24 protein-coding genes and 1 pseudogene are annotated in these 25,039 nt (G+C 38.8%); 13 read left to right on the forward strand and 12 right to left on the reverse strand.

The annotated features are described in order from the left end of the window. Window positions 1-33: 33 nt before the first annotated feature. The 3 genes from D2A30_08965 to D2A30_08975 all read right to left on the reverse strand — a co-directional run bounded on the left by D2A30_08965 (window position 34) and on the right by D2A30_08975 (window position 3,267). Complete coding sequence (locus D2A30_08965; GenBank protein ULL21685.1) at window positions 34-645, reverse strand: CoA pyrophosphatase; 612 nt, start codon at window positions 643-645, stop codon at window positions 34-36. Window positions 646-757: 112 nt separating this feature from the next. Further along, window positions 758-2,290 (reverse strand): DUF853 family protein, encoded by a 1,533-nt coding sequence (locus D2A30_08970; GenBank protein ID ULL21686.1) that lies wholly within the window; start codon window positions 2,288-2,290, stop codon window positions 758-760. 131 nt (window positions 2,291-2,421) lie between these two features. Then, window positions 2,422-3,267: an aquaporin family protein gene (locus tag D2A30_08975; protein ID ULL21687.1), complete on the reverse strand. Its 846-nt coding sequence runs from the start codon at window positions 3,265-3,267 to the stop codon at window positions 2,422-2,424. 139 nt (window positions 3,268-3,406) lie between these two features. Here D2A30_08975 and D2A30_08980 point away from each other — a divergent pair, with 139 nt between their 5' ends. After that, window positions 3,407-4,207 carry a formate transporter gene (locus D2A30_08980; protein ULL21688.1) on the forward strand — a complete coding sequence of 267 codons (801 nt, stop codon included), beginning with the start codon at window positions 3,407-3,409 and terminating at the stop codon, window positions 4,205-4,207. Between the two features lie 34 nt (window positions 4,208-4,241). Here D2A30_08980 and D2A30_08985 read toward each other — a convergent pair whose 3' ends face one another. After that, on the reverse strand, window positions 4,242-4,955 hold the full coding sequence (locus D2A30_08985; GenBank protein ULL21689.1) for an LrgB family protein: 714 nt from the start codon (window positions 4,953-4,955) through the stop codon (window positions 4,242-4,244). After that, window positions 4,930-5,310, reverse strand: a complete 381-nt coding sequence (locus D2A30_08990; GenBank protein ID ULL21690.1) for a CidA/LrgA family protein — start codon at window positions 5,308-5,310, stop codon at window positions 4,930-4,932. Before D2A30_08990 ends, D2A30_08985 begins: the two co-directional genes overlap by 26 nt. A 341-nt stretch (window positions 5,311-5,651) precedes the next feature. Between D2A30_08990 and D2A30_08995 the strand changes: the two genes are divergently transcribed. From D2A30_08995 to D2A30_09005, 3 genes are all read left to right on the forward strand, one after another. Further along, complete coding sequence (locus tag D2A30_08995) at window positions 5,652-5,978, forward strand: PadR family transcriptional regulator (protein ID ULL21691.1); 327 nt, start codon at window positions 5,652-5,654, stop codon at window positions 5,976-5,978. Then, entirely contained in the window at window positions 5,965-6,735 is a 771-nt protein-coding gene (locus tag D2A30_09000; protein ULL21692.1) for a DUF1700 domain-containing protein, read from the forward strand. Before D2A30_08995 ends, D2A30_09000 begins: the two co-directional genes overlap by 14 nt. 308 nt (window positions 6,736-7,043) lie before the next feature. Continuing rightward, window positions 7,044-7,550: a phosphatidylglycerophosphatase A gene (locus D2A30_09005; protein ULL21693.1), complete on the forward strand. Its 507-nt coding sequence runs from the start codon at window positions 7,044-7,046 to the stop codon at window positions 7,548-7,550. Between the two features lie 43 nt (window positions 7,551-7,593). Here D2A30_09005 and D2A30_09010 read toward each other — a convergent pair whose 3' ends face one another. Beyond that, the gene (locus tag D2A30_09010) at window positions 7,594-10,053 is read right to left on the reverse strand and encodes a YhgE/Pip domain-containing protein (protein ID ULL21694.1); all 2,460 of its coding nucleotides are present in this window, start codon (window positions 10,051-10,053) and stop codon (window positions 7,594-7,596) included. A gap of 124 nt (window positions 10,054-10,177) precedes the next feature. On the opposite strand from D2A30_09010, the gene D2A30_09015 reads away from it, so the two are divergent. The 4 genes from D2A30_09015 (at window position 10,178) to D2A30_09030 (ending at window position 13,331) form a co-directional block, all read left to right on the forward strand. Further along, the gene (locus tag D2A30_09015) at window positions 10,178-10,711 is read left to right on the forward strand and encodes a TetR/AcrR family transcriptional regulator (protein ULL21695.1); all 534 of its coding nucleotides are present in this window, start codon (window positions 10,178-10,180) and stop codon (window positions 10,709-10,711) included. 80 nt (window positions 10,712-10,791) lie between these two features. Beyond that, window positions 10,792-11,775 carry an ATP-binding cassette domain-containing protein gene (locus D2A30_09020; GenBank protein ULL21696.1) on the forward strand — a complete coding sequence of 328 codons (984 nt, stop codon included), beginning with the start codon at window positions 10,792-10,794 and terminating at the stop codon, window positions 11,773-11,775. Then, window positions 11,768-12,547 (forward strand): hypothetical protein, encoded by a 780-nt coding sequence (locus D2A30_09025; protein ULL21697.1) that lies wholly within the window; start codon window positions 11,768-11,770, stop codon window positions 12,545-12,547. Before D2A30_09020 ends, D2A30_09025 begins: the two co-directional genes overlap by 8 nt. Window position 12,548: 1 nt before the next feature. Continuing rightward, entirely contained in the window at window positions 12,549-13,331 is a 783-nt protein-coding gene (locus D2A30_09030; protein ULL21698.1) for a hypothetical protein, read from the forward strand. A gap of 561 nt (window positions 13,332-13,892) precedes the next feature. Here the strand turns inward: D2A30_09030 and D2A30_09035 are convergent. Both D2A30_09035 and D2A30_09040 read right to left on the reverse strand, forming a co-directional pair. Next, window positions 13,893-14,699 carry an HAD family hydrolase gene (locus D2A30_09035; protein ID ULL21699.1) on the reverse strand — a complete coding sequence of 269 codons (807 nt, stop codon included), beginning with the start codon at window positions 14,697-14,699 and terminating at the stop codon, window positions 13,893-13,895. A 1-nt stretch (window position 14,700) separates the two neighbouring features. Beyond that, window positions 14,701-15,534 carry an HAD family hydrolase gene (locus tag D2A30_09040; GenBank protein ID ULL21700.1) on the reverse strand — a complete coding sequence of 278 codons (834 nt, stop codon included), beginning with the start codon at window positions 15,532-15,534 and terminating at the stop codon, window positions 14,701-14,703. Window positions 15,535-15,741: 207 nt separating this feature from the next. On the opposite strand from D2A30_09040, the gene D2A30_09045 reads away from it, so the two are divergent. Further along, complete coding sequence (locus D2A30_09045) at window positions 15,742-16,158, forward strand: DUF2326 domain-containing protein (GenBank protein ID ULL21701.1); 417 nt, start codon at window positions 15,742-15,744, stop codon at window positions 16,156-16,158. Continuing rightward, window positions 16,148-16,357, forward strand: a pseudogene (locus tag D2A30_09050) (helix-turn-helix domain-containing protein). The gene D2A30_09045 and the pseudogene D2A30_09050 overlap by 11 nt, the downstream one beginning before the upstream one ends. A 104-nt stretch (window positions 16,358-16,461) precedes the next feature. On the opposite strand, the gene D2A30_09055 reads toward D2A30_09050, so the two are convergent. Beyond that, entirely contained in the window at window positions 16,462-17,676 is a 1,215-nt protein-coding gene (locus D2A30_09055) for an MFS transporter (GenBank protein ID ULL21702.1), read from the reverse strand. Window positions 17,677-17,934: 258 nt separating this feature from the next. On the opposite strand from D2A30_09055, the gene D2A30_09060 reads away from it, so the two are divergent. After that, the gene (locus tag D2A30_09060) at window positions 17,935-18,786 is read left to right on the forward strand and encodes an Rgg/GadR/MutR family transcriptional regulator (GenBank protein ULL21703.1); all 852 of its coding nucleotides are present in this window, start codon (window positions 17,935-17,937) and stop codon (window positions 18,784-18,786) included. Window positions 18,787-18,988: 202 nt separating this feature from the next. Here D2A30_09060 and D2A30_09065 read toward each other — a convergent pair whose 3' ends face one another. Beyond that, a complete protein-coding gene (locus D2A30_09065; protein ID ULL21704.1) occupies window positions 18,989-20,260 on the reverse strand; it encodes a CapA family protein in 1,272 nt (423 codons plus the stop codon). A 270-nt stretch (window positions 20,261-20,530) separates the two neighbouring features. Here D2A30_09065 and D2A30_09070 point away from each other — a divergent pair, with 270 nt between their 5' ends. Further along, window positions 20,531-21,721: a chromate transporter gene (locus D2A30_09070; protein ULL21705.1), complete on the forward strand. Its 1,191-nt coding sequence runs from the start codon at window positions 20,531-20,533 to the stop codon at window positions 21,719-21,721. 114 nt (window positions 21,722-21,835) lie between these two features. Here D2A30_09070 and D2A30_09075 read toward each other — a convergent pair whose 3' ends face one another. Then, window positions 21,836-22,774: a dihydroorotate oxidase gene (locus D2A30_09075; protein ID ULL21706.1), complete on the reverse strand. Its 939-nt coding sequence runs from the start codon at window positions 22,772-22,774 to the stop codon at window positions 21,836-21,838. A gap of 222 nt (window positions 22,775-22,996) precedes the next feature. Between D2A30_09075 and D2A30_09080 the strand changes: the two genes are divergently transcribed. Next, window positions 22,997-24,343 (forward strand): NADP-specific glutamate dehydrogenase, encoded by a 1,347-nt coding sequence (locus tag D2A30_09080; protein ID ULL21707.1) that lies wholly within the window; start codon window positions 22,997-22,999, stop codon window positions 24,341-24,343. A gap of 88 nt (window positions 24,344-24,431) precedes the next feature. Here D2A30_09080 and D2A30_09085 read toward each other — a convergent pair whose 3' ends face one another. Further along, complete coding sequence (locus D2A30_09085; GenBank protein ULL22028.1) at window positions 24,432-24,977, reverse strand: DUF4352 domain-containing protein; 546 nt, start codon at window positions 24,975-24,977, stop codon at window positions 24,432-24,434. Window positions 24,978-25,039: the final 62 nt, after the last annotated feature.

Raw genomic sequence — 25,039 nt, forward strand, 5'->3', positions numbered from 1 at the left:
TATCCGTACAGAAAAATAAAAACTCCGCCAACTTTACGGCGAAGTTTGTTGATTAATAATTTCAGTGAATCTGTGGGTAAATTGAGCTGTCATTCCCCATATATTTTCAGGAAGTTGTTCATAGAATGGAATAGAGCGCTTTTGATAACTAAATGGGTAACTAATTCCTCCTCTTAATCGTTCAAAAGGAAAATCACATTCTGGAACGACTTTAGAATCCAATTGATAATAAACAGGTTGGATTGTCAGCAGGGTGGATAATGGCACCGTAAATATCCGAGCAACCTCTTCGTTAGGGACGATAGTCATCCAATCCAGATTTAACCGTCCTACAAAGCAATGAATGGTCGAGCGCTCAAAGACCAAATAATCGATTTCTCCAAGTATATCAATTTGTTCTGGTTGAATATTTAGTTCCTCCACAGCCTCCCGAACAGCTGCTTGCTGTGGTGTTTCTCCTTCCTCAACTCCTCCACCAGGAAATGAGACTTCTCCAGGCTGAGAGATTGATTCACTGCGAACTTGATATAGAACCTGCCATTGATTCTCTGACCAAACCAATGGTAGGAGGACTGAAAAACATCGTTTTTCGCCTAAAGGTTGAGGAATATAATTTGCCAATAGTTCTTCCAATTGATTCGGCATCGCTTACTCCTTTTTGTACTAACTAGTGATTTATTTCTATCATAACGAATTTACAGTTAGAATGCAAGAAGTTTGTCTCTAAGTATGAAGTAAAAAAAGAAGGAGATGACTCTCACTTCCCTTTTAACATACCCATAATACCACGTGTCACCACGCGCCCAACTTCCCGACCAACCTGACTCATCAAGTTTTTGGTAAAGCGATCCATTACAGAATCGGTTTTTCGGCTGGTTGGTTGATTGGCTCTTTGAGCAGCTTTAGCCGCTTCTTTCTGTGCTTTTTCTTCCAATTTTGCCTTTTCCTGAGCTTCTTTTTCCGCCTGTTTTTCCTCCTCGGCCTGCTCTGCTTTTTTGATGAGTTCAGCTTCTTTAGCCTCTGTCATGGCTAAAATCTGCTCATGGGCAGATTCACGGTTGACCGCGTCAGCATATTTTTCCATCAAAGGAGAATTATTAATGACTGACAAAAGGGCGCTTGGCTCCACCGTTCCAAGCATACTCTTTGGAGGGTAAATCAATACTCGATCCGCAAAGCTTGGTGTCCCGTCAGCTTGCAGAGTAGACACAACCGCTTCACCTACCTGCAATTCCTGAATGACCTTAGCCAAATCCTTCCCACCTTCTTGACGGAAGGTTTCGGCAACAGTCGCGACTGTCTTGAGCTCTTTTGGTGTAAAGGCGCGAAGACCATGTTGGATGCGGTTGCCCAACTGAGCTGCCACGCTATCAGGAATATCCGTCGGATTCTGCGTTACAAAGAAGACACCAACACCTTTTGAACGAATCAAACGAACAATCAATTCAATCTTTTCAAGAAGAACTTTTGGAGCGTCCTTGAAGAGAACATGAGCCTCGTCAAAGAAGAAGACCATCTTAGGCTTGTCTAAATCGCCCACCTCAGGTAGCACTTCATAGAGTTCTGATAAAAGGCTGAGAAGGACTGTCGAATAAAGAGTTGGTTGATTGAATAACTCAGTAGCTTGAAGGACGTTGATAACTCCAAGGCCATCTTCTGCTGTACGCATCAAATCAGCAATGTCAAGACTGGGCTCACCGAAGAAAATCTTACCACCTTGTTGCTCCAAAACAACCAAGCTACGCAAGATGGCACCAACCGAACGAGCTGGAATATTTCCATAATATTGGCTCAGCTCTGCTGCATTTTCAGCTACAAAATTGAGCATAGCACGCAGGTCCATTAAGTCAATCAAGAGAAGGCCACGCTCGTCTGCCACTCTAAAAACGATGTTCAAGATGGACTCCTGAGTATCATTCAAGCCCAGCAAGCGCGTCAATAAGACAGGCCCCAGCTCTGAAATAGTCATGCGGACAGGAGTCCCATTTTCCCCCAAGACATCCCACAACTCAACTGGATAAGCAACTGGACTATAATCTGAATAGTGGGTCTTCTCCAGACGACTAGGATCAATCTCCTTGGCATTGGCCGCAATCAAACTATTCAAGTCGCCCTTGATATCTGATAGGAAGACTGGAATGCCCGCATCACTCAACTGCTCTGCCAAGACCTTTAAGGTTACGGTCTTCCCTGTACCTGTCGCACCTGCGATGATCCCATGACGATTGAGTCGCTTGAGCTGCATCTCCGCTCGACTGCTTCCATAACCAAAAGCAATAACATCTGACATATTCTAGCCTCTTTTCCGGTTTTTTCTAGCTTTATTGTAGCATAGTTTCTAGGAAAATAGCAGAGCAGACAACCGAATCACCTCAATATCCATAAAACAAAAAAGAAAAACCCGACGAATCGGGTTCACTATTAAAGATACAATAATTTGAAAAGTGCAATAGCGACAATTGCAGCAAGAATTGGAGCACATACACCAACCCAAGCATACCACCATTTTGAATCAGCCTTGTTTTCACCAAGAACAGATTTTGGAAGTAGGGCATGGACGATACGTGGACCAAGGTCACGCGCTGGGTTAAGACCAGGACCTGTTGGTCCACCAACAGCAGCCACAAGAGCCATAACTAGGAAACCAATTCCAATGTGAGCAACAGCAAGTGAACCTGATGTATATGGCGCAACCATTGTTTCAGCAACTGTTTTGTCGTAACCTTGTTCAATGACTTTACCAACAAGCTCTGCACCAAAGAAATTCTTAGTCAAAGCAAGAGCACCAAAGAACAATACAAATGAACCAACAAACTCATTCAAGAAACCATTGATCGTTGCCGCTTTACGACTTTCTTTTGTACCATTGTCAAGCGCGTCGATCGTTGAGAATGAACCCAAAATATGGTTTGGATTTTCCGTTTTCATAAAGTATGGTTTATAAACCGTTACAATAACCAATTGACCAAACATTGCACCTAACAATTGAGCAACGATATACTGTGCAACATGTTCCCATGGGAAGAGGCCTGATACTGCCAATCCGAGGGTGAAGGCTGGGTTGATGTGGTTTCCAGAAACATTACCAAACATCAATGCTGGCATCATAACTGCCAAACCATAACCAATCGCAATGAGAATCCAACCAGAGTTGTTTCCCTTAGTGCCTTTAAGGTCAGCGTTTGCAACTGTACCGTTACCAATGATGATGAGGAGTGCAGTCGCAATAAATTCAGTGATATATTTCACTGTCCATGTAACATCCATATTTTTCTAAATTTCCTTTCAAAAGTTGAATTATTTTGGACAACAACCATTTTATCAAGTATAATAAACAAAGTAAAGCTATTCGATAAAATGAAAACGTTTACTCGAAAAAAGTAGTAGATAAAGTGAGGAGATTAGGATGGGAGCTACCCAAGATACACTACTATATACAATTGAAAAAAGCATTAAGAAAAAAGCAGATTTGTTTGAACACAGCTTTTCTGCCTACGCTGTTCGATCGATGTTAGCCAGCCTCTATCTAGGTTTGGGGATTGTCATTTCTCTTTATACGGCAGATAAACTAAACCACGTCGCAGAAGGGCTCGGAAAATTTAGCTACGGTTTGATGTTTGGTTGGGGATTACTCATGATTTTATATATGAATGCCGAACTTGGAACATCCAACATGATGTATATGACTGTTGCCATTCACCGAAAAACAATTCCTACTAAAACAGCCCTCAAGATGTTGGCAACCTGTATCCTTTTCAATTTCATCGGCGCTGTCCTTGTTTGTTACATGGTCTCACTGACTCTGCCTTATCAGCACGTTGATGCTCATAGCTACCTATTTGAAGCGACAGTGACAAAACTAGAAAAAACACCTCTTACCCAGTTTATTGAAGGAATCTTTGCTAATATTGTTGTGAATATCGGCGTATTTACCTTCTTACGCATCAAAGATGATGCCGGACGTCTCATTTCCGTTATTTTCATCATCTTTATCTTTGCTTTCTTGGGATATGAGCACGTCATCGCAAACTTCTCTCTCTTCTCTTTAGCCTTCTTCTCAAATGGTGGACCAGTTGAGGGAATGAACCTATTAAGTGTATTAAGCAATTTCCTCTTTTCTGGACTAGGAAACTACGTTGGTGGCGGTCTCTTTATTGGACTTCTTTATAGTTGGTTGAATAATCAATCCAAACTTTATGTAGACTAAAAAAACTACGGTTGGAATTCCAATCGTAGTTTTTTTATTGTAAGATAATCTGCGCAACTATAGGACTAATCACCACATACATGATGCCTGTAATCCCAATAGCTAAACCAGCCATCGCCCCTTGCGTATGCCCATATTTTATCGCTGTACCCGTTCCAATGGCATGTCCTGTTCCTCCCAAAGCAAGACCAACAGCTACCGGGTCTTCAATTTTTAGTAGCTTTAAAAAGACCGGACCAAGAACACTTGTCAGAATCCCTGTTGCAACAACGACTACAAGAGTAACAGTTGCTATTCCTTGCATTTTATCAGTAATACCAACAGCCATAGCAGTGGTGACAGATTTTGGAAAAAGAGAGATTGCTAGAAAAAAATCCATCCCAAACCATTTGGCAATCAGGGCAGTAAAGACAGTATTGACAATACAAGCAACAAAAATTCCCAATAAAATACTTCGAATGTGATGTTTCATCAGATGGAAAGAACGATATAAAGGAATTCCCAGAGCTACCGTTGAAGGCACAATAAGCATATTTAGATAGGAACCTCCTGCATAATATTCCTTATAGGAAATACCTGTCATTTTTAAAAAGACAATAATCAATCCTGTAGCTACCAACAGTGGGGTAGTGATTGGATGAGGAAATCTCCGATAGATCAGCATTCCAATTAAATATGCTGCAATTGATAACATAATACCAAAAATAGGATTGGAAAAAAGGTCAGTCATGCATTCCCTCCGCATCAATGTAGTCACCTTCAAACTTCTGCTTCACAAATTGAACAACAAAACCAATGACTAAGATATTTAAAAAAATGGCGCCTAAGATGACGATGATAATAGGAAGTAAATAATCTTTAATTGCATCAAATCTCTCCATAATCCCCACCGCTGCAGGCAAAAAAAGAATGGTCATGTTAGCCAGCAAAAAATTTCCAACCGTATTAATGTGGCGAAGACGAATTAATTTGAACTCTAGGGCTAAGAATAGGAGGATTAAACCAATGATACTTCCCGGAATAGGAAGATGAAAAATAGTCGAAATAGCTTCCCCTAAAAATGAAAATACCAAAATAATCATAAACTGAACATATAATTTCATTCCACTCCTCCATTCAACTCCTGTGGCCGTTTGTACTACACGAATCATGTCCCTTACATTAACAATTCCTTCATTTCAGATAACCCTCACAGTATGAAATCATAAAAATTGCTATTCCATACATTAAGTTTACTACTCTGAAATTATTTTTCAAGGTGATAAAACGTTTACACCTGAAATCCCTTGAAAATAGTTTGCAGATATTTTTTACATATAAACGCTTGACAAGATTGGTTTACGGGTGTATATTTTATATATAGTGAAATTTGATATATAAAAGATAAAAGCATATATCAAAATAATACCCAAGATTGCCAAAATAAGTGAGAGGAGTGACCGCCATGCATTTTCCCGTTCCTGCTGTGCTGACAGAATTTCTCATCATGGCCATTTTAGAGTCAAATGATTCTTATGGTTATGAAATTTGTCAGACCATTAAGCTGATTGCCAACATCAAGGAGTCCGCCCTCTATCCCATCCTAAAGCGATTGGAGCAAAATGACTTTTTAACGACCTACTCCCGTGAATACCAGGGAAGAATGAGGAAATATTATAGTTTGACCCAATTGGGGCACGAAGAATTGGTCCGATTAAAAGATGACTGGGATACATATACTAACACGATAAACGGTATTATAGAAGGGAGCGTCCGTCATGACAAGAACTGAATACATGGCTCAATTGGAAAAATATTTGAAAAAATTGCCTCATAAAGAATTCCAAGAAGCCATTACTTTTTTCAATGAATATTTTGACGAAGCTGGTCCAGAAAAAGAAACCGCAATCATGGAGGAATTGGGTTCCCCGAAAGAAGCAGCCAGTGAGTTGATTACCAACATATTAAACCGCCATATTCAAGTTGAAGATGTTCAAGAAGTGGATGATGAATCAATCAACTATAAACCACTATACATAGTAGCCGGTCTTGTCCTTGCCCTCTTACTATCTGTATTTTTCCTCATTATCGAACCCCTCTTTGGCATCGCTGGGATTTTTATCACTTCGATTGCAGGAGCCTTTTACTTAGGAAAAAACTTTCAAGAAGTTAGAAAAGCAAAAAAAGTTATCTGGTTAGCCATGCTGGCCATCGTTACACTTCCAATTGCCATACCCGTTCTCCTTATCTTACTTGGTGCCTTAGTAGCTCTCGTCTTGCTAATAATTGGTTTCATCATGGGAGGATTCGTTCTCGGTGTCGGACTATTTGTCAGTGGAGGCTATCTTATCTGGGAAGGATTTAGTCTACTTTCACATGGCATCAGTGTATTCTTACTAGGATTCGGTAGTGGCTTAACCATGTTAGGCGGAGCGGTATTAGTCTGTCTAGTTACTCTTATTTTTGCCTATTGGTCTTGGAGGCTCTGCTTACTGCAGAACTATCCATCGATAAACGAAAACTTTTCTATTATGGAGAAAGCAACCTGACGGATGAAGAAATTGGGAATCTCATAAAAGAAGATGCCAATTTACAGGAACAATTAAAAGAGATTGGAATCTTCCCTGAGGGCGTTTATAAGGACCAAAGAGTTACCGTTGGAGACACCAAACAAACTTTTACAAGTGGGAAAAAAGATAGCAAGAATAAATTGACTATTACTTCCACAAATGGAGTCATTCAGCTTGGTAAAGAATGGTCGCCCTAAACACTGGCAGATATCGTCTAGATACATTACTGAATAATATCTGCTTTTTTTACCAAAAAGACTCAATCACACACTAAGGAGGACTCATTTATGTCTACTAAACCTCTTCAGATTTACTCCTATGATCTCTTGAAAGAACGAGGTGTTCAACTTGAGGATATTGCTGACCTAGTCATGCATCTACAAAATAAGTATATCCCACATTTGACACAATCAGAATGCCTAGAAAACGTTGAGGCAGTATTAACGAAGCGAGAGGTACAAAACGCAATTATTACTGGAATCGAATTGGATAAATTGGCTGAACAAGGAGCACTTTCTCAACCCCTTCAGTCTATTCTGATGACAGATGAGGGGTTGTATGGAATTGATGAAATTATGGGATTGTCAATTGTAAATCTTTACGGTACGATTGGCTTTACCAACTATGGATATTTAGACAAATCAAAACCAGGAATCATCGCCAAACTAAATAGCAAGGATGGGGTGCATTGCCATACTTTTCTAGACGATATCGTTTGCGCAATTGCAGCCGCTGCTGCTAGTCGAATCGCACATAACGACCCCGATAAAAGTGCAATTACCAACCAAAATTAACTGAAAAACCAACTGTCCACATTGTGAGCAGTTGGTTTTCTAATTATTCATTATTCTGATTATAAATCAAAAGACCTAATCCCATGAAGCCTGCTAAGAAGAGGCTCAGCATCCAAACTTGATGACTACTATTTCCAACCATAGAAATGGTTTGACGAAGACCTGAAACAGAATACGTCATTGGAAGATAAGGCTGAATCACTTTGAAAAACTGAGGGCTAAGCTCGATTGGATAAGTACCAGCACTGGAACCTAATTGTAGTAGTAACAGAATCAAACTTGCGAATGAACCAAAACGATTATTCCAGCCCACCAAGGCAGTAACGAGTGCCATAAAGGTCCATGAGGCCAAAAGGATTAATCCCAAGGTTGCCATTGGATGAGCCGGATCAACCCCAATTAACAGAAGAACTCCATATAAAATCAGTGCTGCCAGACTGGCAATTGCACCATTCAATAAGAGTTTCCCTTTAGCCCAATCCCAACGATTTTTGTAGGAACGATTATCAATGTGTTTGACAAAAATAACATTCGTAGATAAGGCTGCAACCATTAGTGCGACAGATACCATATAAGGAGCCATTCCGACACCGTTGGTCTTCACATCATCTTGGTCACTGTGTTCCAAGGTGACTGGTTGAGAAACTGCTTGTGCATTTTTGTCTTCTACAGAGATGACTGATAGTTGTTGACTGGCTGAACTGAGTGAATTTGTTAAGGTTTCACTGCCGACAAGTAGGGTCGAAATACCACTTGTCAAGGTTTGCCCACCACTAGCTAATTGATCCGCACCAGCAATTAATTGCTGACTACCAGAAGCCAGTTGCCCTGAACCGCTGACAAGTTGACTAGAGTTAGCAGCTAAGGTTGCCAATCCTGATGTTAACTGGCTACCTCCAGATTGGATACTACTGTTGTTAGCAACCAACTGAGCTCCACCCTCTGCTAGTTGGGCAACACCTGCTGTATATGCTGTCACCCCTGACATGAGTTGACTAGCTCCACTTGACAGTTGCGTTTGAAGTTGACTCACACCACTCGTCAAGGCTTGAGTTCCTGGTAGAACTTGCTGGTTCAAAGCTGTGTTGACCTGACTCAAGCCACTTGATAGGTTTTTAATGGCTGTTGTAGCACCTGGCAATGCCTGATTGGCAGCCGTGTTGATCTGACCGACAGCTGATTGCAATTGACCTAACTGCGTTCCAAGACCAGAAAGACTTTGTAGACTAGATAAGGCTTGACTCAGTTGAGATAATTGGCCCAAAATCGTTTGGGCTGCTGCCACTGTTGTAGAAGGCGAATTTTGGAGGGCTCCAACCAATTCAGCTTGCTGATCAGCTGTCAAGCTTTGATAGGTAGCCGTTGCTTGTAAGGCTGCAATGCTGGCTGTTTTATCGGCTTGTGCTGCAGTTAACAATCCTTGAGCTTGAGCACCCATCTCCGTCAAGAGACTAGATAGAGAAGTGGTATTCACTGCAACTCCTCCGATACTTGATAGGCTATCATTTAAATGGTTGATGGCCACTTGCAACTGAGGAAGCCCTGTCAATAAGGCCTGTATCTGACTAGACTGTTCGGCAGACAAACTAGTTGAACTAGCGAGTTGCTCCAAGCCTGCCTGCAATTGATTGGCTCCTGTTACCAGTTGTTCAACCTGGCCTGCTCCTGATTGTAATTGTCCCACCCCAGCGATGAGCTGAGAGGAATTGGCATTTAATTGCTCTGCACCTGAAGCAAGACTAGCTACCCCATTTGTGTAGGTTGTTAAGCCGCTGGACAGTGTTTGACTTCCTGAAGCAGCCTGATTGACTCCATCTGTGTAAGACACAACTCCAGTGGCCAATTGGTTTGCTCCTGTCACAAGTGATTGACCTGATGAAGATAAGGTAGATAGGCCTGATGATAGAGTCTGACTTCCGGTTTCTAATTGACTAGCTCCATCTGTCAATTGTTGACTTCCATCTGCCGCCTCAACCATACCAGATTGAATCTCTCCCATGCTGTCAAAAACAGCCGAGGTGTATGTTTCGGTAATCGTCTCTGAAACAGATGCTTTCAATTTTTCCATGGCTGATTCGCCCATCTTAGAAGCGACAAAGCTGTGACCTTTAGAGGTTTGATAGGAAATTGTTAGATGCTCTGGCTGGTCCGTTAAGAGACTAGAAGCTTTTTCTGACAAATCTTCTGGTAGGGTAATGACCATATAATAGTCCCCTTCTTCCAAACCACTTTCTGCATCTTTTTCTGATACAAAGTGGAAATCCAGACTCTTGCTTTCTTTCATATTATCCACCATATCATCACCAATGGTTAAGGTTTTATCTTGAAAGGTTGCAGACTGATCTTGGTTTACAACTGCTACAGGTAGCTGATCCAATCGTCCATAAGGATCCCACATAGAGGTTAGGAAACTAACATTGTATAAGGCCGGGACACAAGCTATACCAATAATGGTAATCAAGGTCATTGGTCTAGTGAAAAAATTCTTTACTTTTTCTGACATAATAACTCCTTTAGACATCCTGTCCAAAAACTGATAAAATACATTATACAAGTATCATTTTCAAAATCAAGTAGGAAGAATCGTTTTTAGACAATGTGTCTAAAAATGTTCAAAAGGAGAAAATATGGGAACAGATAATCGAAAAGAACGAACTCGTCAAGCCATTTTAGAAGCAATGGTGACTTGCTTAGAAACTCAAGGATTTAATGAGATTACAACCACCCATCTCGCTCAGACAGCAGGAATTAGTCGCTCTAGTTTTTATACCCACTATAAGGATAAATATGAATTGATTGACTCCTACCAACAAGGCTTATTTCACAAGTTAGAGACCATATTTGATCGCTATGATGGAAATCGACAGTCCTCTTTCTTAGAAATTTTTGAACTACTCTACCGTGAAAAATTATTGTCATCCTTACTGACCCATAACGGAACTCAAGAAATCCAAAATTTCCTCATCAATAAAGTTAGATTATTGATCGCAAACGATTTAGCTGAACGTTTGGGAAAAGAAGATTTATCACCACTTGAAAACGAGTACCGAAGCATTTATTTTTCACATGCCTTCTTTGGAATCATTCAAGTATGGATAAAAAATGGGAAGCAAGAATCTCCTCAATATATGACCGATTTCCTTATTAAAATGTTGCCGTAATGCTTCATTTTTCGTTCCAAATCTCCTTAATTGTGTTATACTAAATGTTGCGCAAACGTTTTCAGTGAGGAGATTCAGATATGATTCAAGCAGAGCATCTATCAAAAACTTATTCAGTTATAGATAAAGAAGTCGGTTTAAAAGGATCAATTAAAGCCTTTTTCAAACCAAAGAAAAAATTAATTCCAGCGGTTCAAGACATTTCCTTGCAAGTTGAGAAAGGAGAAATTATTGGATATATTGGCTCAAATGGTTCTGGTAAGTCAACCACAATCAAAATGTTAACTGGAGTCTTATTTCCTGACCAAGGACAAGTCCGCATCAACGGGTTGAACCCACAAGAGCAGCGTAAGGAAGTGAATAAGCAAATTGGCGTCCTCTTTGGGCAAAAATCGCATCTTGATTGGAATTTACCCGTACAGGAATCTTTTATTCTACACGCCAAAATTTATGATGTTCCAGATCAGCTATTTAAAGAGAGATTAACTGTCTTGATTGACTTATTGGATTTGTCAGACATCATGAAGCAACCTATCCGTAATCTATCTTTAGGACAACGAGTTCGCTGTGAATTTGCAGCTATCTTTATTCACCAACCTGCCGTTGTCTTTTTGGACGAACCGACCATCGGCTTGGATGCCAGCGTAAAGGAGACTATTCGCTCCTTTATTCGCTACATGAATCAGCAATATCAAACCACCTTTTTGATTACTTCCCACGATATGAAGGACATTGAGAGTCTCTGTGAGCGGATTTTCATCATTGATAAAGGCAAAAAAGTTTACGATGGTTCTCTGACCATTCTAAAAGAACGGTTTTCCACTATCAAAACCATCCTTTTTTCCACAGAAAAACCAATTGAACAGGACTTACAATTGGAAGGCTTGGAATTTGTTTGTAAAGATGATTTTCACTTTGAAATTCACTACCAAAGTAAATTTTGGACCAGTGCTCAGGTGATTGAGCAAGTCTTCAATCACTTTACTGTGGAAGATGTTACCATGAAAGAATTGGAAATTGAAACCATGGTCCGCCAAATTTATGAGGAGGGTATTCATGCGTAAATATTTCTATATGACCCGCCTGACTATGATGACTGCCATGCAATACAAGGCTTTCTTTCTAGCAACCTTCGTTTCACTGGCAGTGAAGATCTTGGTGGCTCTCTATGTCTGGAAAACTATTTTCTTTACTCAATCTGAAGTCAACGGTTTTACCTTGCAGACTTTTACCACTTATATTATTTTCGCGAATTTACTAGCCAGTTTGAATTCTTTCTCACTGGGTGAAGATTTATCTTATAGTATTTTGAAAGGGAGCATTGCTGGAGAATTTCTCAGACCCTACTCCTTTATCCTAGCCCTCTTTTTCAAAGATTTAGGAAATAAACTGTTGGAACTCTTTAAATTTGGACTAGTATTTATCGGAATCTTGCTTGTTCATCAAGATTTCTATTTGCCTGATGGTAAAACATTACTCCTTTTTCTCGTCAGCTCCATCCTCGGCATGTTTATCGTCCAGCTACTTGATATGGCTTTTGGATTTTTGGCTTTTTTTACAGTCAACGCTTGGGGCGTTATGCTCTTGAGAACCGGTCTCTTCAATCTAGCCTCTGGAGCACTCTTGCCACTCAGCTTTTATCCAAAGGCCGTGGAAAACTTTTTAAAGCTATTGCCCTATAATTATGCTGTTAATGTCCCTATCTCCATTTTACTTGGGCAAGAAAGCGATCTAAGGGCTTTGGGCTTGCAAGTTCTTTGGATACCTTTTCTCGCTATTTTTATTGTAGGCCTTTGGTCTCAAGCCAAACGACGCATTGTCATTTTTGGAGGTTAACATGAAAAAATATATCAGCCTCTACTTGTATAATATCAAAGTCTTCATGATGGCTCAGATGTCATTTCGCGTGGACTTCTTTATCGGGCTCTTCTCCTCTTTGATTGAACAAATTGTCTATCTCATTTTCCTCAACATTCTCTTTGGAAACATTAAGGAAATTGCCGGTTTCAATTACGGCCAAATGCTTTTCATCTATGGAATTGCAACAGTCGGTCGATCTATTCACTTAATTTTCTTTGATAATCTTTGGGTATTTGGTAGTCGCTATATCCGACAGGGAGAATTTGAACGACTCATATTGATGCCTGTCAATCCACTCTTTCAACTCATTTGTGAACGAATTCAGCCACAAGGAATTGGAACGACGCTTATCGGTTCCATTGCCCTCTTTCAAGCTTCCAAAGAACTTGGCCTGGAATGGAGTCTTGGCAAACTAATCTTACTCATTTTTATTACAATTTGTATTGGCCTACTCTATGCAGCAATACAGCTTGGACCTACTGCTCTAGCTTTTTGGATTGTAGAGTCTTTTCCATTAACTATGGGTATTTTTGCCCTCAATCAGATGGCTCAATATCCTCTAAATATCTATCCAAAAATCATTCAAATTCTTCTGATATTTGTCTTTCCTTACGCCTTTACAGCTTATTTCCCAGCACTCTATTTTTTAGATTTATCTATGTGGGGACTGGCCTTGCCACTTGTCCTTATCGTCATATTTAGCATCAATTACAAAATCTTCCGCTACGGCATGACCAAATTCACCAGTGTAGGTGGTTAAAGACAGCGGAGCTGGATGTCAGTAGTGACTGGGAAGTGGCTAAGGCATGTTGGAAATAAAGTCAGTGACCGTTGCTTTTTGAGTGTTTTAGTTTGGTTTTAGTCCTAGGCGACAAGCCACAGACAGTACGGCCTTCACCTCAGTTCCTTATCAGACTAGGCGACGCTGATGCAGATAAGAGCCCTGTTACTATTTTGTTTCAAGGTAACAGGCTGAAGGGAGTGGGAAAGAACTCGACTAGTTAAAAAAGAGTTCGTCTTCCCACCCCGCACAGCTCAAACTGTCTGGGAGACAGTTTGAGGTTGGAGATAAAGCGAACTTTGTTCGCAACAGTCGTAATGGTCAGATTTGGAGTGTGAAACACGAACAAATCTGCCAATCAACCACTGCGCTGAGATGTTGACACGAACTCTGAAGAGTGGTGCTAAGCTTTTTGCCCAGCCTCTTCACTCATCAAATCAAGTCAACAACATCTGCTTTTGATTTTTGAAGAGTATAATCTAAATGACGATATCATTCCCTACTAAAACAGCTTGACCGCCTTTAAGCAGTCAAGCTGTTTTAGTTTGAGGTCAGCAGTACTTGTTCAACCACTTCTAATACTCCTGATTGATTATTTGATGGAGCAACAAACTTTGCTGCTCTAATCACTTCCTCTGGACTTCCTTCCATCGCATAGGAATATGTAGCATATTCGAGCATTTCTAAATCGTTACCACTATCACCAAATACCATTATTTCACTTGGAGAAATCTCCCATCGACGGGCAAGAAAGTCTAAAGCGATCCCCTTATTCACTCCAGGAGGAATAATATCAATAAAACCAAATCCACTTGACACAGCACGTGCTTGTCCGTGACTAGCCTGATTCAGTTCCTCCAATAATGCTGAAACTGTCTCTTTAGGTAGATTAAGAGTAATCAGCGTAATCTCATCATCTGGTAACTGCAAGAGGCTTTCCACCTCCTCACAGACAAAATTATGACCTTGAATTAATTGTTTAAAATCATCCTTCAGATCTTTTGCATAATAAAGTGCTTTAAAACCACTAACGGAACAAGATTTAAGTAAATCTTGTTGATGTAATATTTCCAATACTCGCTCAACAACAGGCTTCTCAAAATGTGCATCAAAAATTCTAACACCATTTTCCACAATAACGGCACCCACTTCAGAAACAATGGTCATATGATTTGCCTCTTCCGTAAAAAAGGAACGAATCTGTTGGTATTGGTTTCCAGAAATGGCCGCTACTCTAATCCCCTGTTCTTGTAGTTGTTTAAATATTCTCTTGAATCTTGAACGATCATAATCGTTTTGTGAGTTTAGAAAAGTTCCATCCATATCAAAAGCAACTAAGCGAATCATATTATTCTTCCTTTCCAATATAATTTTCTATTACACGAAAAACACCAGCTTGACTATGGTGGGGAGCCAAGTATTTTGCAACAGCTTTAACCTTGTCAGTCGCATTTTCCATAGCATAGGAGTACCCTACGTAGGACAATAATTCGATATCATTGTCTGAATCACCAAATGCCATCACGTGTTCAGGGTCAATCCCTAAACTGTTCAAAACCTGCTCCAAGCCCCAAGCCTTATGAATACCATGTGGTAAAATATCAATTGAGCCATAACCGCTTGTTACTGCAACTAATCGACCTTGAAAAGCCTGATTAAACCTCTCAGTTAGTTGATCTACGCGATTTTCAGGCACCCATAGACCCACCTTATAAATCGGATCAGTGGTGGGATAAGTACTGAGATTTTCTAAGTATTTCACTCGATTTTGGAAAGCAGCCATTTGTGCAGGCTCGATTGGTAAATCAGTTCCTGCAAAAGGCATATTTGAACCATCCTGCATATAAATATTTTCTTCATTTGATAACATCAGACACACGTCAGCCCATTGTCCACTGAAAAAATCTAAAATAGCCTTCGTTTCCTCTTTCAGAATAGCACGACGGATAAGTGTTTTACCATTCTGATAAACATGAGCCCCATTATCTGCTACAAAGATTAGTCGGTCTTCAAATCCTTTACAAAGTTGCAGTAATCTACCCATTCCATTGCCGCTGGCGATCACAAAAGGAATATTTTTTTGATTTAACTGATTCAAAATGATAGAAAAACGTTCTTTATCAAAACTTCCCTGACCATCTAAAAATGTTCCATCCATATCTGTTGCGATTAATTTAATCATACAATCTAACCTTTTCCCTTTCAAGGGGGTGCAAAACCCGAGTAAAGTGTGTATCTCAAATCCTAAAATAACTTCTTCTATTATAACATAGAAAAACCAGTCATAACCACCCTTGAAAATGAGTCCCAAGTTATCACTTAATAAAGCATATAGAACAGCTAACCCCTTTCCTATCATTTGGATTTAGAAGTAAAAATCAATAACAAGATGCGCGAGTTTAACAATATCATTTATCCAGATATCAGTAAATCTCCTCAACTTAACCTCAAAGCTCACTACAGCTACTCCTTCCATACTCCAGATGATGACGGTACAGGAACGAAATTCAAAGGAATGATATTGTATGATTTAGCAATACTCTATCTAACTAATCTTCCAGCTATAGCAAATGATTCATTACTCTTGAGTAATGTTAGTTACCAAGCAACCGAAGCCCTTTTGAAGCTATATGATCAATCAAAATTATTGAATAAGCAAGTGTTCTTAGTCTTCGATAAAGCAAGCTCATATTCTCCAGAAGCGAATAAACTCTTGTCAGAAAATATTGTATTGAGACTCTCTAGTGACGGAAATGAACTCTACGGTATTTCATGGAACAAAGGAGAAAACTCAGATGAGGTTTAGCTACAATTAATTATGGAAACTTCTCATTGATAAAGATTGAACAAAAACAAAGCTTAGGCAAGAAACTGGGATTAGTTCTTCCACGATCGCAAAATTGGGAAAAGGGGAAAATATCACACCCGATGTACTTCTAAAAATTTGTATAGCACTTGATTGTGGGATTGAGGCCATTATAGAAATTGTAGATAAAAATGAATAGTTGTCAAAAAGCACTTCGTCGATAATCTGCTTGATACAAATTATCAATGAAGTGCTTTTAAATTCTTTCGAATCCATATACCTAATTTTACTTAGTTAGAACTGTCAACTTATATTATATCTCTTGAATAAAGTTCCAAAGACTAGTGATAACACAGTAATGGATCCTCCAATAATGAAGAGATTAAAGGTATTATTAGGATTTAAAACAACTGAGAAAAATCCAGTTCCAACCGGCATAAAAAGTATAGCTATCGTAAAAATGATGCCAAAGACTCTACCAAGAAACTCATTATCTACATCTCTTTGAACGATAGAGAAAAATTGGATATTAAAAATAGATAGAAATAGACTAAACAGTGCTGGAGACAAGGCTAGAACAATGACATTGTGGAATATAGAATAAAACGGAGTAGATAGCATTAACATAATACCCGAACACGCTAATAGGAGCATTAAACGTTTACTTGATAAAGATTTATTGACAAAACCACTTAATATCGCTCCAATAAATCCACCAATTGCTTCTGCTGTTAAAAATGTTCCATAAAGCCCGTCTGAAATTTCTCCAAACATTTGATTACTATAAGGTAATAACAAATTATAGGCAGCTAGGAAAAAATTAACTAAGGCAGAGAGAATAATAATAATAAAGATTGTCTTATGACTATAAACATACTTGAAACCCATCTTCAGGTCGTTAAAGACTCCACTTATTGTCATTTTCTCCTTTGCGACCACTTCTTCATTAATGGGTACAATAAAGAAAATCAGTGATGCAGCAATTAAAAACGACAATCCATCTAATAATAACACACCATGTATCCCTAGTATATTGTATAGGAAAATTGCTACCATTGGAATCGTTACTTTAATAATTGTACTAGAAGTTTCCAAATAGGAATTTAGTTTTGTTATATGATCTTTTTTTACAATTTCTTTCGTAAATGCCTTATATGACGGTCCAGAAAAGGCACTCATAAAAGCCAAAATAACATTGGTGATGACAATCGCATAAACCAACCATTGTTGTTGAGATATGAACGAAAGAACTATACAAGCAATACCGCATAAGATATTAGTTCCAATGATAATTTTTTTCCGCTTGAAGCTATCAGCAATAACCCCACCAAACAAATTAAATAGAACACCTATCACACTTTCTAAAGATTGATAGATTGCAACCAACGACAGTGAAGATGGATTTAGCCCAGCAAGAAAAGTATTATTAGCAAAATCAAACATAATATCTCCTATTTTAGATATACTTCTGCTAATAACTAATAATTCTGTATTATTTAGCACTTTACCATTTCTCATCTATTTTATCATCTCCTTTTAATCTCGGTTAAATATATCTCTTGAATATACCTTCTCTAGGTCAGTCTTTAGATACTCTAAAGATTTAGGTGTACACCTAAGCAAATTACCCACGAACAATAATGATAATATCCAGCACCAAAAATAAAATCGGCAAAAAATTTGAAATTTTCTTCATACTCAGACTTCTTTTCATTTTGTATTTATTGTACAATAAATAGAACTAAGTCAACTTTTTGTTGGGAAAATGGGAAAACTATGAAATCAAAACTTGGCATCACACTTAGAAAAGTTCGTAAAGGAAAACAAATTAGTCTATGCTCTGTAGCAGATGAACATCTTTCAAAATCACAAATCTCTCGTTTTGAGCGTGGAGAATCAGAGATATCTTGTATTAGGCTCATCAATATTTTAGACAAATTACATATTACATTAGATGAATTTCTTTTTTTACACAATGAGGACTTCACTAACACCGAATCATTTACCAACCTAATTCATTACATCCGTAAACAATATTCATCTCAAAGTATCGAAAATATAGCACGTTTACTTTCCAATGATTCGAAGTACACTCTGAATTCTTTTGAGAAAACAATGGTAAAATCCATTCTATATACAATGGATTCGAGCATCATTCCATCAGATGAAGAATTGCTTCAACTGACAGATTACCTCTTCAAAGTTGAAAAATGGGGTTACTATGAGATTATTTTATTAGGTAACTGTGTACGAACAATTAACTACAATTCCTATTTCCTACTGACAAAGGAAATGTTAAATAATTACATCTACACTTCTCTAAATAAAACAAATAAACGGATAGTAACTCAGCTAGCTATCAATTGTTTTATTCTTAGTATCGATAAGGAAGAATATTCTAACTGTTCCTATTTAATTGATAAGATAAAAGAATTGTTGGATAATGAATTGAACTTTTATGAACAGACAGTCTTTCTCTATGCGACTGGTTACTATGAATTTAAGTGCCAATCAGGTACTGGAATTAAAAAGATGAAACAAGCCATACAAGTTCTTGATATTTTAGGAGAGGATGAATTAAAACTACACTATACTAACCATTTTGATAAACTGGTAAATAAGGAATGAAATCATTTTCTACCTTTTACGTATTACAAATCAAGGGTGTCTCAAAATAAAAGCATCTACTCTAACAACATTTCCCTTGTACCTATAGATATTTAAAAAGCCTTGGAAACAGCCAATTCCAAGGCTTTCTTAGTATTTTATTGTATCAATTTCCTTATTCCGATTCCGGTTGCAATTAATCGAACAGTCATATTCTATCTCCTTACCAGTTTAAGTTAACAAAATCTTTCATTTCCTGATAGGCTGTATCCACTCGCGCCTGGGTCTCAGGGTCCAATTGTCCATAATACTGCCCACCAGCAATCCAATCTTCTAATATATAGGTTTGATAAGTGAATTGTTCATAGCCTTCTGTTGAATAAGTACCCTTTGAAACACGACTAACCCAGGTGGGATGAGCTTGAGCTGCTTGAATACTTGTCTGACCATCCTTTTTCTGAATGGTCACATCCATTAGAACACCTCTCTCAGTCCACTGGGCATTAGGGGTATCTCCCATGGTTTCTATACGCTGATTAGACAGAAAATTTCCCATAGAATAGATAATCAATTTTTTCTGGCCGTCTTTCTCAATAATTTCAGCTGGTTCAACCACATGAGGATGTCCTCCAAAAATAATGTCTGCTCCCCAGTCTACCATTTCCCGATATAGACTCGTCTGTTCTTCCGTTGGTTCCAACTGGTATTCCACACCCGTCTGGGGCATGACAATGGTAATATCCGCCTCTTTTTCAGCCTGTTCAATCTCTTTTTGCATCTTTTCTTGATTGAAATCTGATAAATATGCATCATATTCCTCTTGACTCAGCAAAGCCTCCATCCCATTGAAACCATATGCATAGGCTAATACTGCAATTCGAATACCATTTACCTCACGAATATAGACTGGAGCAGTTGACCGATTTCCGTCGGAAAAGACTCCAACCGTGTCCACCCCAGCTTGCTGGAAAGCATTAACTGTGGAAATCAGACCTGAAAGATGAGAATCTAGGATATGATTGTGAGCCAAGTCCACCAAGTCATAGCCTGCATCATGAATATTGGTGGCAACGATGCTAGGGGCATTAAAAAGTGGATACCCCGCCAAATCAAAATCTGGCGAAATAGTCCCTTCAAAATCTGCAATAGCAAAATCTGCCTGGTCTATCCAGGGCTTGACATAGGTAAAATTCTCCGAAAAATCATAACTCCCATCAAATTGCTCTGACCCTCGAAGAATTGGTAAATGATACAGTAAATCCCCATGGGCCATAATCCGAACAGTATCTACTGTTGAAGCATGACTTGATGGCGTGACCTTACTAGACTCAGTTTGTTGTTTTTCTGCCGGCTGACTTTTTCCTGATGTGAAATATTCATTTAAAAGTATGATAGACAACAATACTCCGGCTAATGCACAAATGAAGAAAAAGTGTCCTCTTGTCCGTGATACTGCTCGTCTATTTCTGCGACCATAGCTAGTTCTTCTTCCCATATCAATCCTCCTCATATTAAGTCCTTTACTTACTTATTATACGACTTTTTCAACAAAAAATCTAAAAAAATAATGTTCACAGACGATAAAAAAACAACCAATAAAAACATAGCACATCCTATCTATCTCTTGAAAAGGATATAAAAAGAGTAACATAAGTGTTTCAGTAAGTTCTGGACTGCATTCAGTTGTTGCTCCAATCAAATTGTTTCGAATTTTGTGAATAAGTATGATAGACTGAAAGAATAGGAACTGTTACAGGAGAATGATATGAAACAAGCTATTGAGACACGTGAGTTCATAAAAACAGTCGTTATCTGTACTCTTGCATCTTACGGGGGACCAGAAGCCCATTATGGCGTTTTCAGTAAAGAAATGGTTGAAAAAAAGAAGTACATTAGCCAGGAAGAATTGACTGAACTGATTGGTATATTTTCATTGCTCCCAGGACCTTCTAGTACTCAAACGATTACTGCGATAGGATACCGTGTAGGTGGTCCAATAATAGCTCTCACAACACTTGGCATATGGATAATGCCAGCCCTCTTTACGATGAGCCTTTTAGGAATAATTTTAGATTGGTTGACATATCATCAACAATGGCAGTCGTTACTGACCTTTCTTCCTGCAACTGCGATTGCCTTTATTACTTACGCTGCTATTCAATTAACCCGCAAGGTTATTCACTCCAAAAATGATGGGCTTGAGTATCTTCTCTTTTGTTGCTTGGCTTTTCTTTTTATTCCCTGGTCTGTCTGGATGGTACTTGCATTGTTGCTATTCGGTGGTTTCTTAAGAATCCTTCCAAATCTTTTCAAGGTCCGAGATGAAATGAAGCAAGTAACAACGCATAGCAAGCCCAAGTGGTTTTTAGTTGGAATCATCCTTTTACTAGCTGTTTCTTTTGAGTCTGCAACTTTTTTCTGGGGTGGAAATATCTCCTTATTTTCTTCCATATACCGTTATGGTTATTCCGTCATTGGTGGTGGTCAGGTCATGATTCCTCTAATGATCCAAGATTTAGTTAATGGACAACATTTCCTAAACCAAGTTGACTTCTTAGCAGGTTATACATTAGATCAAGCTGTTCCCGGACCCCTTTTTAGTTTTGCTGCATTTGTTACTTCACGCTCATTAACAGGCTCACCTTTTCTTATTCTATTGCTAGGTATGGTTGGAGGAGCACTGATCTTTCTGCCCGGGATATTATTGGTCTTTTTCGCAACTCCACTATGGCAAGAATACCGCAACTTGCACTATGTACGACATTTTCTAAAAGGTGTCTCAATTGTCGTTGCTGCGATCATTACATGGACTGCCTTCAAACAAATGCCACTACTCAATGATTCGCTTAGTATGTGGTTGGTCTTCCTCGCCTCACTGGCTTTTCTTCTTTATAAAAAAATACCTGCTCCACTCATTGTGATGGCAAGCCTATTATTAGGCCTCTTATGGGGATAATTGGTTTCCAACAATAGAAAACAAAAACTGGCAGTATGCTTACTAAGATCAGTTATTGAAACTGTCTACAAGAGTATACTTCCAGTTCTTTTCGTTCTCAATTATGTCATTATGTTAATCATCTAAATGCTGTAACTTCCCTCGGAAGTCTTCAATACTATGATAGCCTTTTTCAAGCATGATGGCTTGCAATTCAGCTGTGATTCGTTCAAAAGCAACAGGACCTTCTTTATGAAGAGTAGTCCCAATTTGAACCATACTAGCACCACATAAAATATGCTCAAAAGCATCACGTCCCGTCAGAACACCACCTGTTCCAACAATCTGAATTTCAGGTTTCAACCGTTGATAAAAGGCATGGACATTGGCAAGGGCAGTTGGTTTGATATATTCTCCTCCAATACCCCCAAAACCATTTTTGGGTTTGATAACAACTGATTCATCTTCAATGTAGAGACCGTTACCAATTGAATTGACACAATTGACAAAGGCTAGTGGAAACTGATTAAAGATTGTTGCTGCTTGATCAAAATGAACAATATCAAAGTAAGGTGGCAACTTTATACCAAGCGGTTTTGTAAAATACGTGAATACTTCGCGCAAAATGGCTTCCGTCGTTTCAAAATCATATGCAATTTGTGGTTTTCCGGGAACATTGGGACAAGAGAGGTTTAGTTCTGTTAATCCTTTAAAGTCACTAGCCTCTACTGTTTTTAAAATCTGATGAGTTTCATCTGGCGACATTCCAACTAAGGATAAAACAAATGTGCGTTCTGGTTCCGTTTCCTGCAATTCCAACAAATAATCCAAATAATAATCCAAGCCTTGATTCGGCAAGCCCATCGAATTAATAGAGCCAAGCGGCACATTCTGGTACCGTGGTTCTGGGTTTCCCGAACGATATTCTAAGGTTGCTGTTTTTGTAACAAACGTTCCTGCTGCAGACTGTTTCACTTCATTCAGCTCTTCCTTGGTCATACACCAAACACCAGCTGCATTCATCAAGCAATTATCAAACTGAAATCCACCTAAACTTGTTGCTGTTGAAACCATATTATCCTCCATATAGGTCATTCTCTCTTGATTATATCATAAGAAACAAATGGATTTTCTTCATTTACAACTAACGTTCGGATTTTAAACCAAAATTTATTAAATTTTTTTAAAATTCTTACATTTTTTCTTTACAATTAAAAATCATAATGCTATAATAATTTTCAGATAAATTAAATTGTCAGACAATTTAATAAATAATAAAGAAATTAGGTGATCCACATGACAAATGCAAAAGCATACATCCAATCGTCATTCGAAGCTGTTAAAGCTCGTAATCCACACGAGACAGAATTCCTTCAAGCTGTAGAAGAGCTCTTCTCTACCCTTGAGCCTGTCTTTGAAGCACATCCGGAATATATTGAAGAAAACATTCTTGCTCGTATCGTTGAGCCAGAACGTGTTATCAGCTTCCGTGTTCCATGGACTGATAAAGATGGAAATGTTCAAGTTAACCGTGGCTACCGTGCACAGTTTAACTCATCTGTAGGCCCATACAAAGGTGGTCTTCGTTTCCACCCAACTGTTACACAATCTATCTTGAAATTCCTTGGTTTTGAACAAATCTTTAAAAACGTTTTGACTGGTCTCCCAATCGGTGGTGGTAAAGGTGGTTCAGACTTTGATCCTAAAGGAAAAACTGACGCTGAAATCATGCGCTTCTGCCAAAGCTTCATGACTGAATTGCAAAAACACATCGGTCCTTCACTTGATGTACCTGCTGGTGATATCGGTGTTGGTGGACGTGAAATTGGTTACTTGTATGGTCAATACAAACGCCTACGTCAATTTGATGCCGGTGTCTTGACTGGTAAACCTCTTGGCTTTGGTGGTTCATTGATCCGTCCAGAAGCAACTGGTTATGGTTTAGTTTACTTCACTGATAATATGTTGGCAGCAAACGGCAAATCATTCAAAGATCAAACCGTTCTTATCTCAGGTTCTGGTAACGTTGCTCAATACGCAGTTCAAAAAGCTGCTGAACTTGGTGCAAAAGTCATCTCAGTTTCTGATTCAAATGGTTACATCATTGACGAAACTGGTATCGACTTCGACCTCTTGGTAGACATTAAAGAAAAACGCCGCGCTCGTTTGACTGAATATGCTGCTGAAAAACCAACTGCAAAATACTTTGAAGGTTCTGTATGGAACTACGATGGCAAAGCAGACATTGCTCTTCCATGTGCAACTCAAAATGAAATCAACGGCGAGCAAGCTGCTGCCCTTGTGAAAAATGGCGTTTACTGTGTAGCTGAAGGTGCTAACATGCCATCTGACCTAGGTGCAATCAAAGTTTACAAAGAAAACGGTGTTCTTTACGGGCTTGCTAAAGCTGCGAACGCTGGTGGTGTTGCCGTATCAGCACTTGAAATGAGCCAAAACAGCCTTCGCTTGTCATGGACTCGTGAAGAAGTTGATGGTCGTCTTAAAGACATCATGGCAAACATCTTCAACACAGCTAAAGAAACTGCAGAAAAATACGACCTTGGTAAAGACTACCTTGCTGGTGCTAACATTGCTGCGTTTGAACAAATTGCAGATGCAATGATTGCTCAAGGTTTGGTATAATCTCCAGCTTATTTGTGATAGCCTCCAACCAATTAAATAACTATAAGCGAAATCCCGAATTGCAAAAATCAATTCGGGATTTTTTCTATTAGATTCCTTCAGAAATCAAATCTGTCCACATGGCCTCTTCATAAACGAGACCAAAACTTGACACGTCATCTACACCATAAATGAGTTTTACATTTATTTTCTCACCTGGTTCTAACTTTTCAACCAAATTGACATCATATGTACTTAAGTCTAATGTATAAGGTATTTGAGTCGTTTGATCGATAAGGTTGAAATAATATTCGTCAAAATACACTCTTTCATCTGTTGCATTCTCAACCTCCATCTCAACAACGTATGCTGAACTATAATAATCATCCACTAAGCTTACGCTGTCATCTTTTCCCATCGATGTCACTGTTACATCCAGACCATCTGAAAAATTAACTTTATCACCTATCTGGTACTCTTCATATGTCAAAGTCTCGTCTAAATAATCTGGATAGGTTGTCCCTTGACTTTGTGATACATTGAGACCTAAAGTCAAAACAATACATGTAAACCCTAGTACAAATGTTAGTACCAACCCAACAATTGTTGTCCAAAAAAGTGGTTGCCGGTATAAAGGTTTCTTTCGATAGTACATTTGTCCATCTTCAATAACAAAGTCTTTCAATCTTCTCCTCCTCTTCAGCTTACGCTTGGTTC

The sequence above is a fragment of the Streptococcus suis genome (assembly GCA_022354845.1).
GTDB lineage: Bacteria > Bacillota > Bacilli > Lactobacillales > Streptococcaceae > Streptococcus > Streptococcus suis_AA.

Coding starts and splice junctions, on each gene's coding strand:
- D2A30_09000 (ULL21692.1), top strand. CDS start 5,965: ATGACAAGAACTGAATACATGGCTCAATTGGAAAAATATTTGAAAAAA.
- D2A30_09015 (ULL21695.1), top strand. CDS start 10,178: ATGGGAACAGATAATCGAAAAGAACGAACTCGTCAAGCCATTTTAGAA.
- D2A30_09025 (ULL21697.1), top strand. CDS start 11,768: ATGCGTAAATATTTCTATATGACCCGCCTGACTATGATGACTGCCATG.
- D2A30_09075 (ULL21706.1), bottom strand. CDS start 22,774: ATGGTTTCAACAGCAACAAGTTTAGGTGGATTTCAGTTTGATAATTGC.
- D2A30_09020 (ULL21696.1), top strand. CDS start 10,792: ATGATTCAAGCAGAGCATCTATCAAAAACTTATTCAGTTATAGATAAA.
- D2A30_08995 (ULL21691.1), top strand. CDS start 5,652: ATGCATTTTCCCGTTCCTGCTGTGCTGACAGAATTTCTCATCATGGCC.
- D2A30_09030 (ULL21698.1), top strand. CDS start 12,549: ATGAAAAAATATATCAGCCTCTACTTGTATAATATCAAAGTCTTCATG.
- D2A30_08970 (ULL21686.1), bottom strand. CDS start 2,290: ATGTCAGATGTTATTGCTTTTGGTTATGGAAGCAGTCGAGCGGAGATG.
- D2A30_09005 (ULL21693.1), top strand. CDS start 7,044: ATGTCTACTAAACCTCTTCAGATTTACTCCTATGATCTCTTGAAAGAA.
- D2A30_09065 (ULL21704.1), bottom strand. CDS start 20,260: ATGGGAAGAAGAACTAGCTATGGTCGCAGAAATAGACGAGCAGTATCA.
- D2A30_09040 (ULL21700.1), bottom strand. CDS start 15,534: ATGATTAAATTAATCGCAACAGATATGGATGGAACATTTTTAGATGGT.
- D2A30_09035 (ULL21699.1), bottom strand. CDS start 14,699: ATGATTCGCTTAGTTGCTTTTGATATGGATGGAACTTTTCTAAACTCA.
- D2A30_09045 (ULL21701.1), top strand. CDS start 15,742: ATGCGCGAGTTTAACAATATCATTTATCCAGATATCAGTAAATCTCCT.
- D2A30_08990 (ULL21690.1), bottom strand. CDS start 5,310: ATGAAATTATATGTTCAGTTTATGATTATTTTGGTATTTTCATTTTTA.
- D2A30_09010 (ULL21694.1), bottom strand. CDS start 10,053: ATGTCAGAAAAAGTAAAGAATTTTTTCACTAGACCAATGACCTTGATT.
- D2A30_09060 (ULL21703.1), top strand. CDS start 17,935: ATGAAATCAAAACTTGGCATCACACTTAGAAAAGTTCGTAAAGGAAAA.
- D2A30_08975 (ULL21687.1), bottom strand. CDS start 3,267: ATGGATGTTACATGGACAGTGAAATATATCACTGAATTTATTGCGACT.
- D2A30_09080 (ULL21707.1), top strand. CDS start 22,997: ATGACAAATGCAAAAGCATACATCCAATCGTCATTCGAAGCTGTTAAA.
- D2A30_08965 (ULL21685.1), bottom strand. CDS start 645: ATGCCGAATCAATTGGAAGAACTATTGGCAAATTATATTCCTCAACCT.
- D2A30_09085 (ULL22028.1), bottom strand. CDS start 24,977: ATGTACTATCGAAAGAAACCTTTATACCGGCAACCACTTTTTTGGACA.
- D2A30_09055 (ULL21702.1), bottom strand. CDS start 17,676: ATGAGAAATGGTAAAGTGCTAAATAATACAGAATTATTAGTTATTAGC.
- D2A30_09070 (ULL21705.1), top strand. CDS start 20,531: ATGAAACAAGCTATTGAGACACGTGAGTTCATAAAAACAGTCGTTATC.
- D2A30_08980 (ULL21688.1), top strand. CDS start 3,407: ATGGGAGCTACCCAAGATACACTACTATATACAATTGAAAAAAGCATT.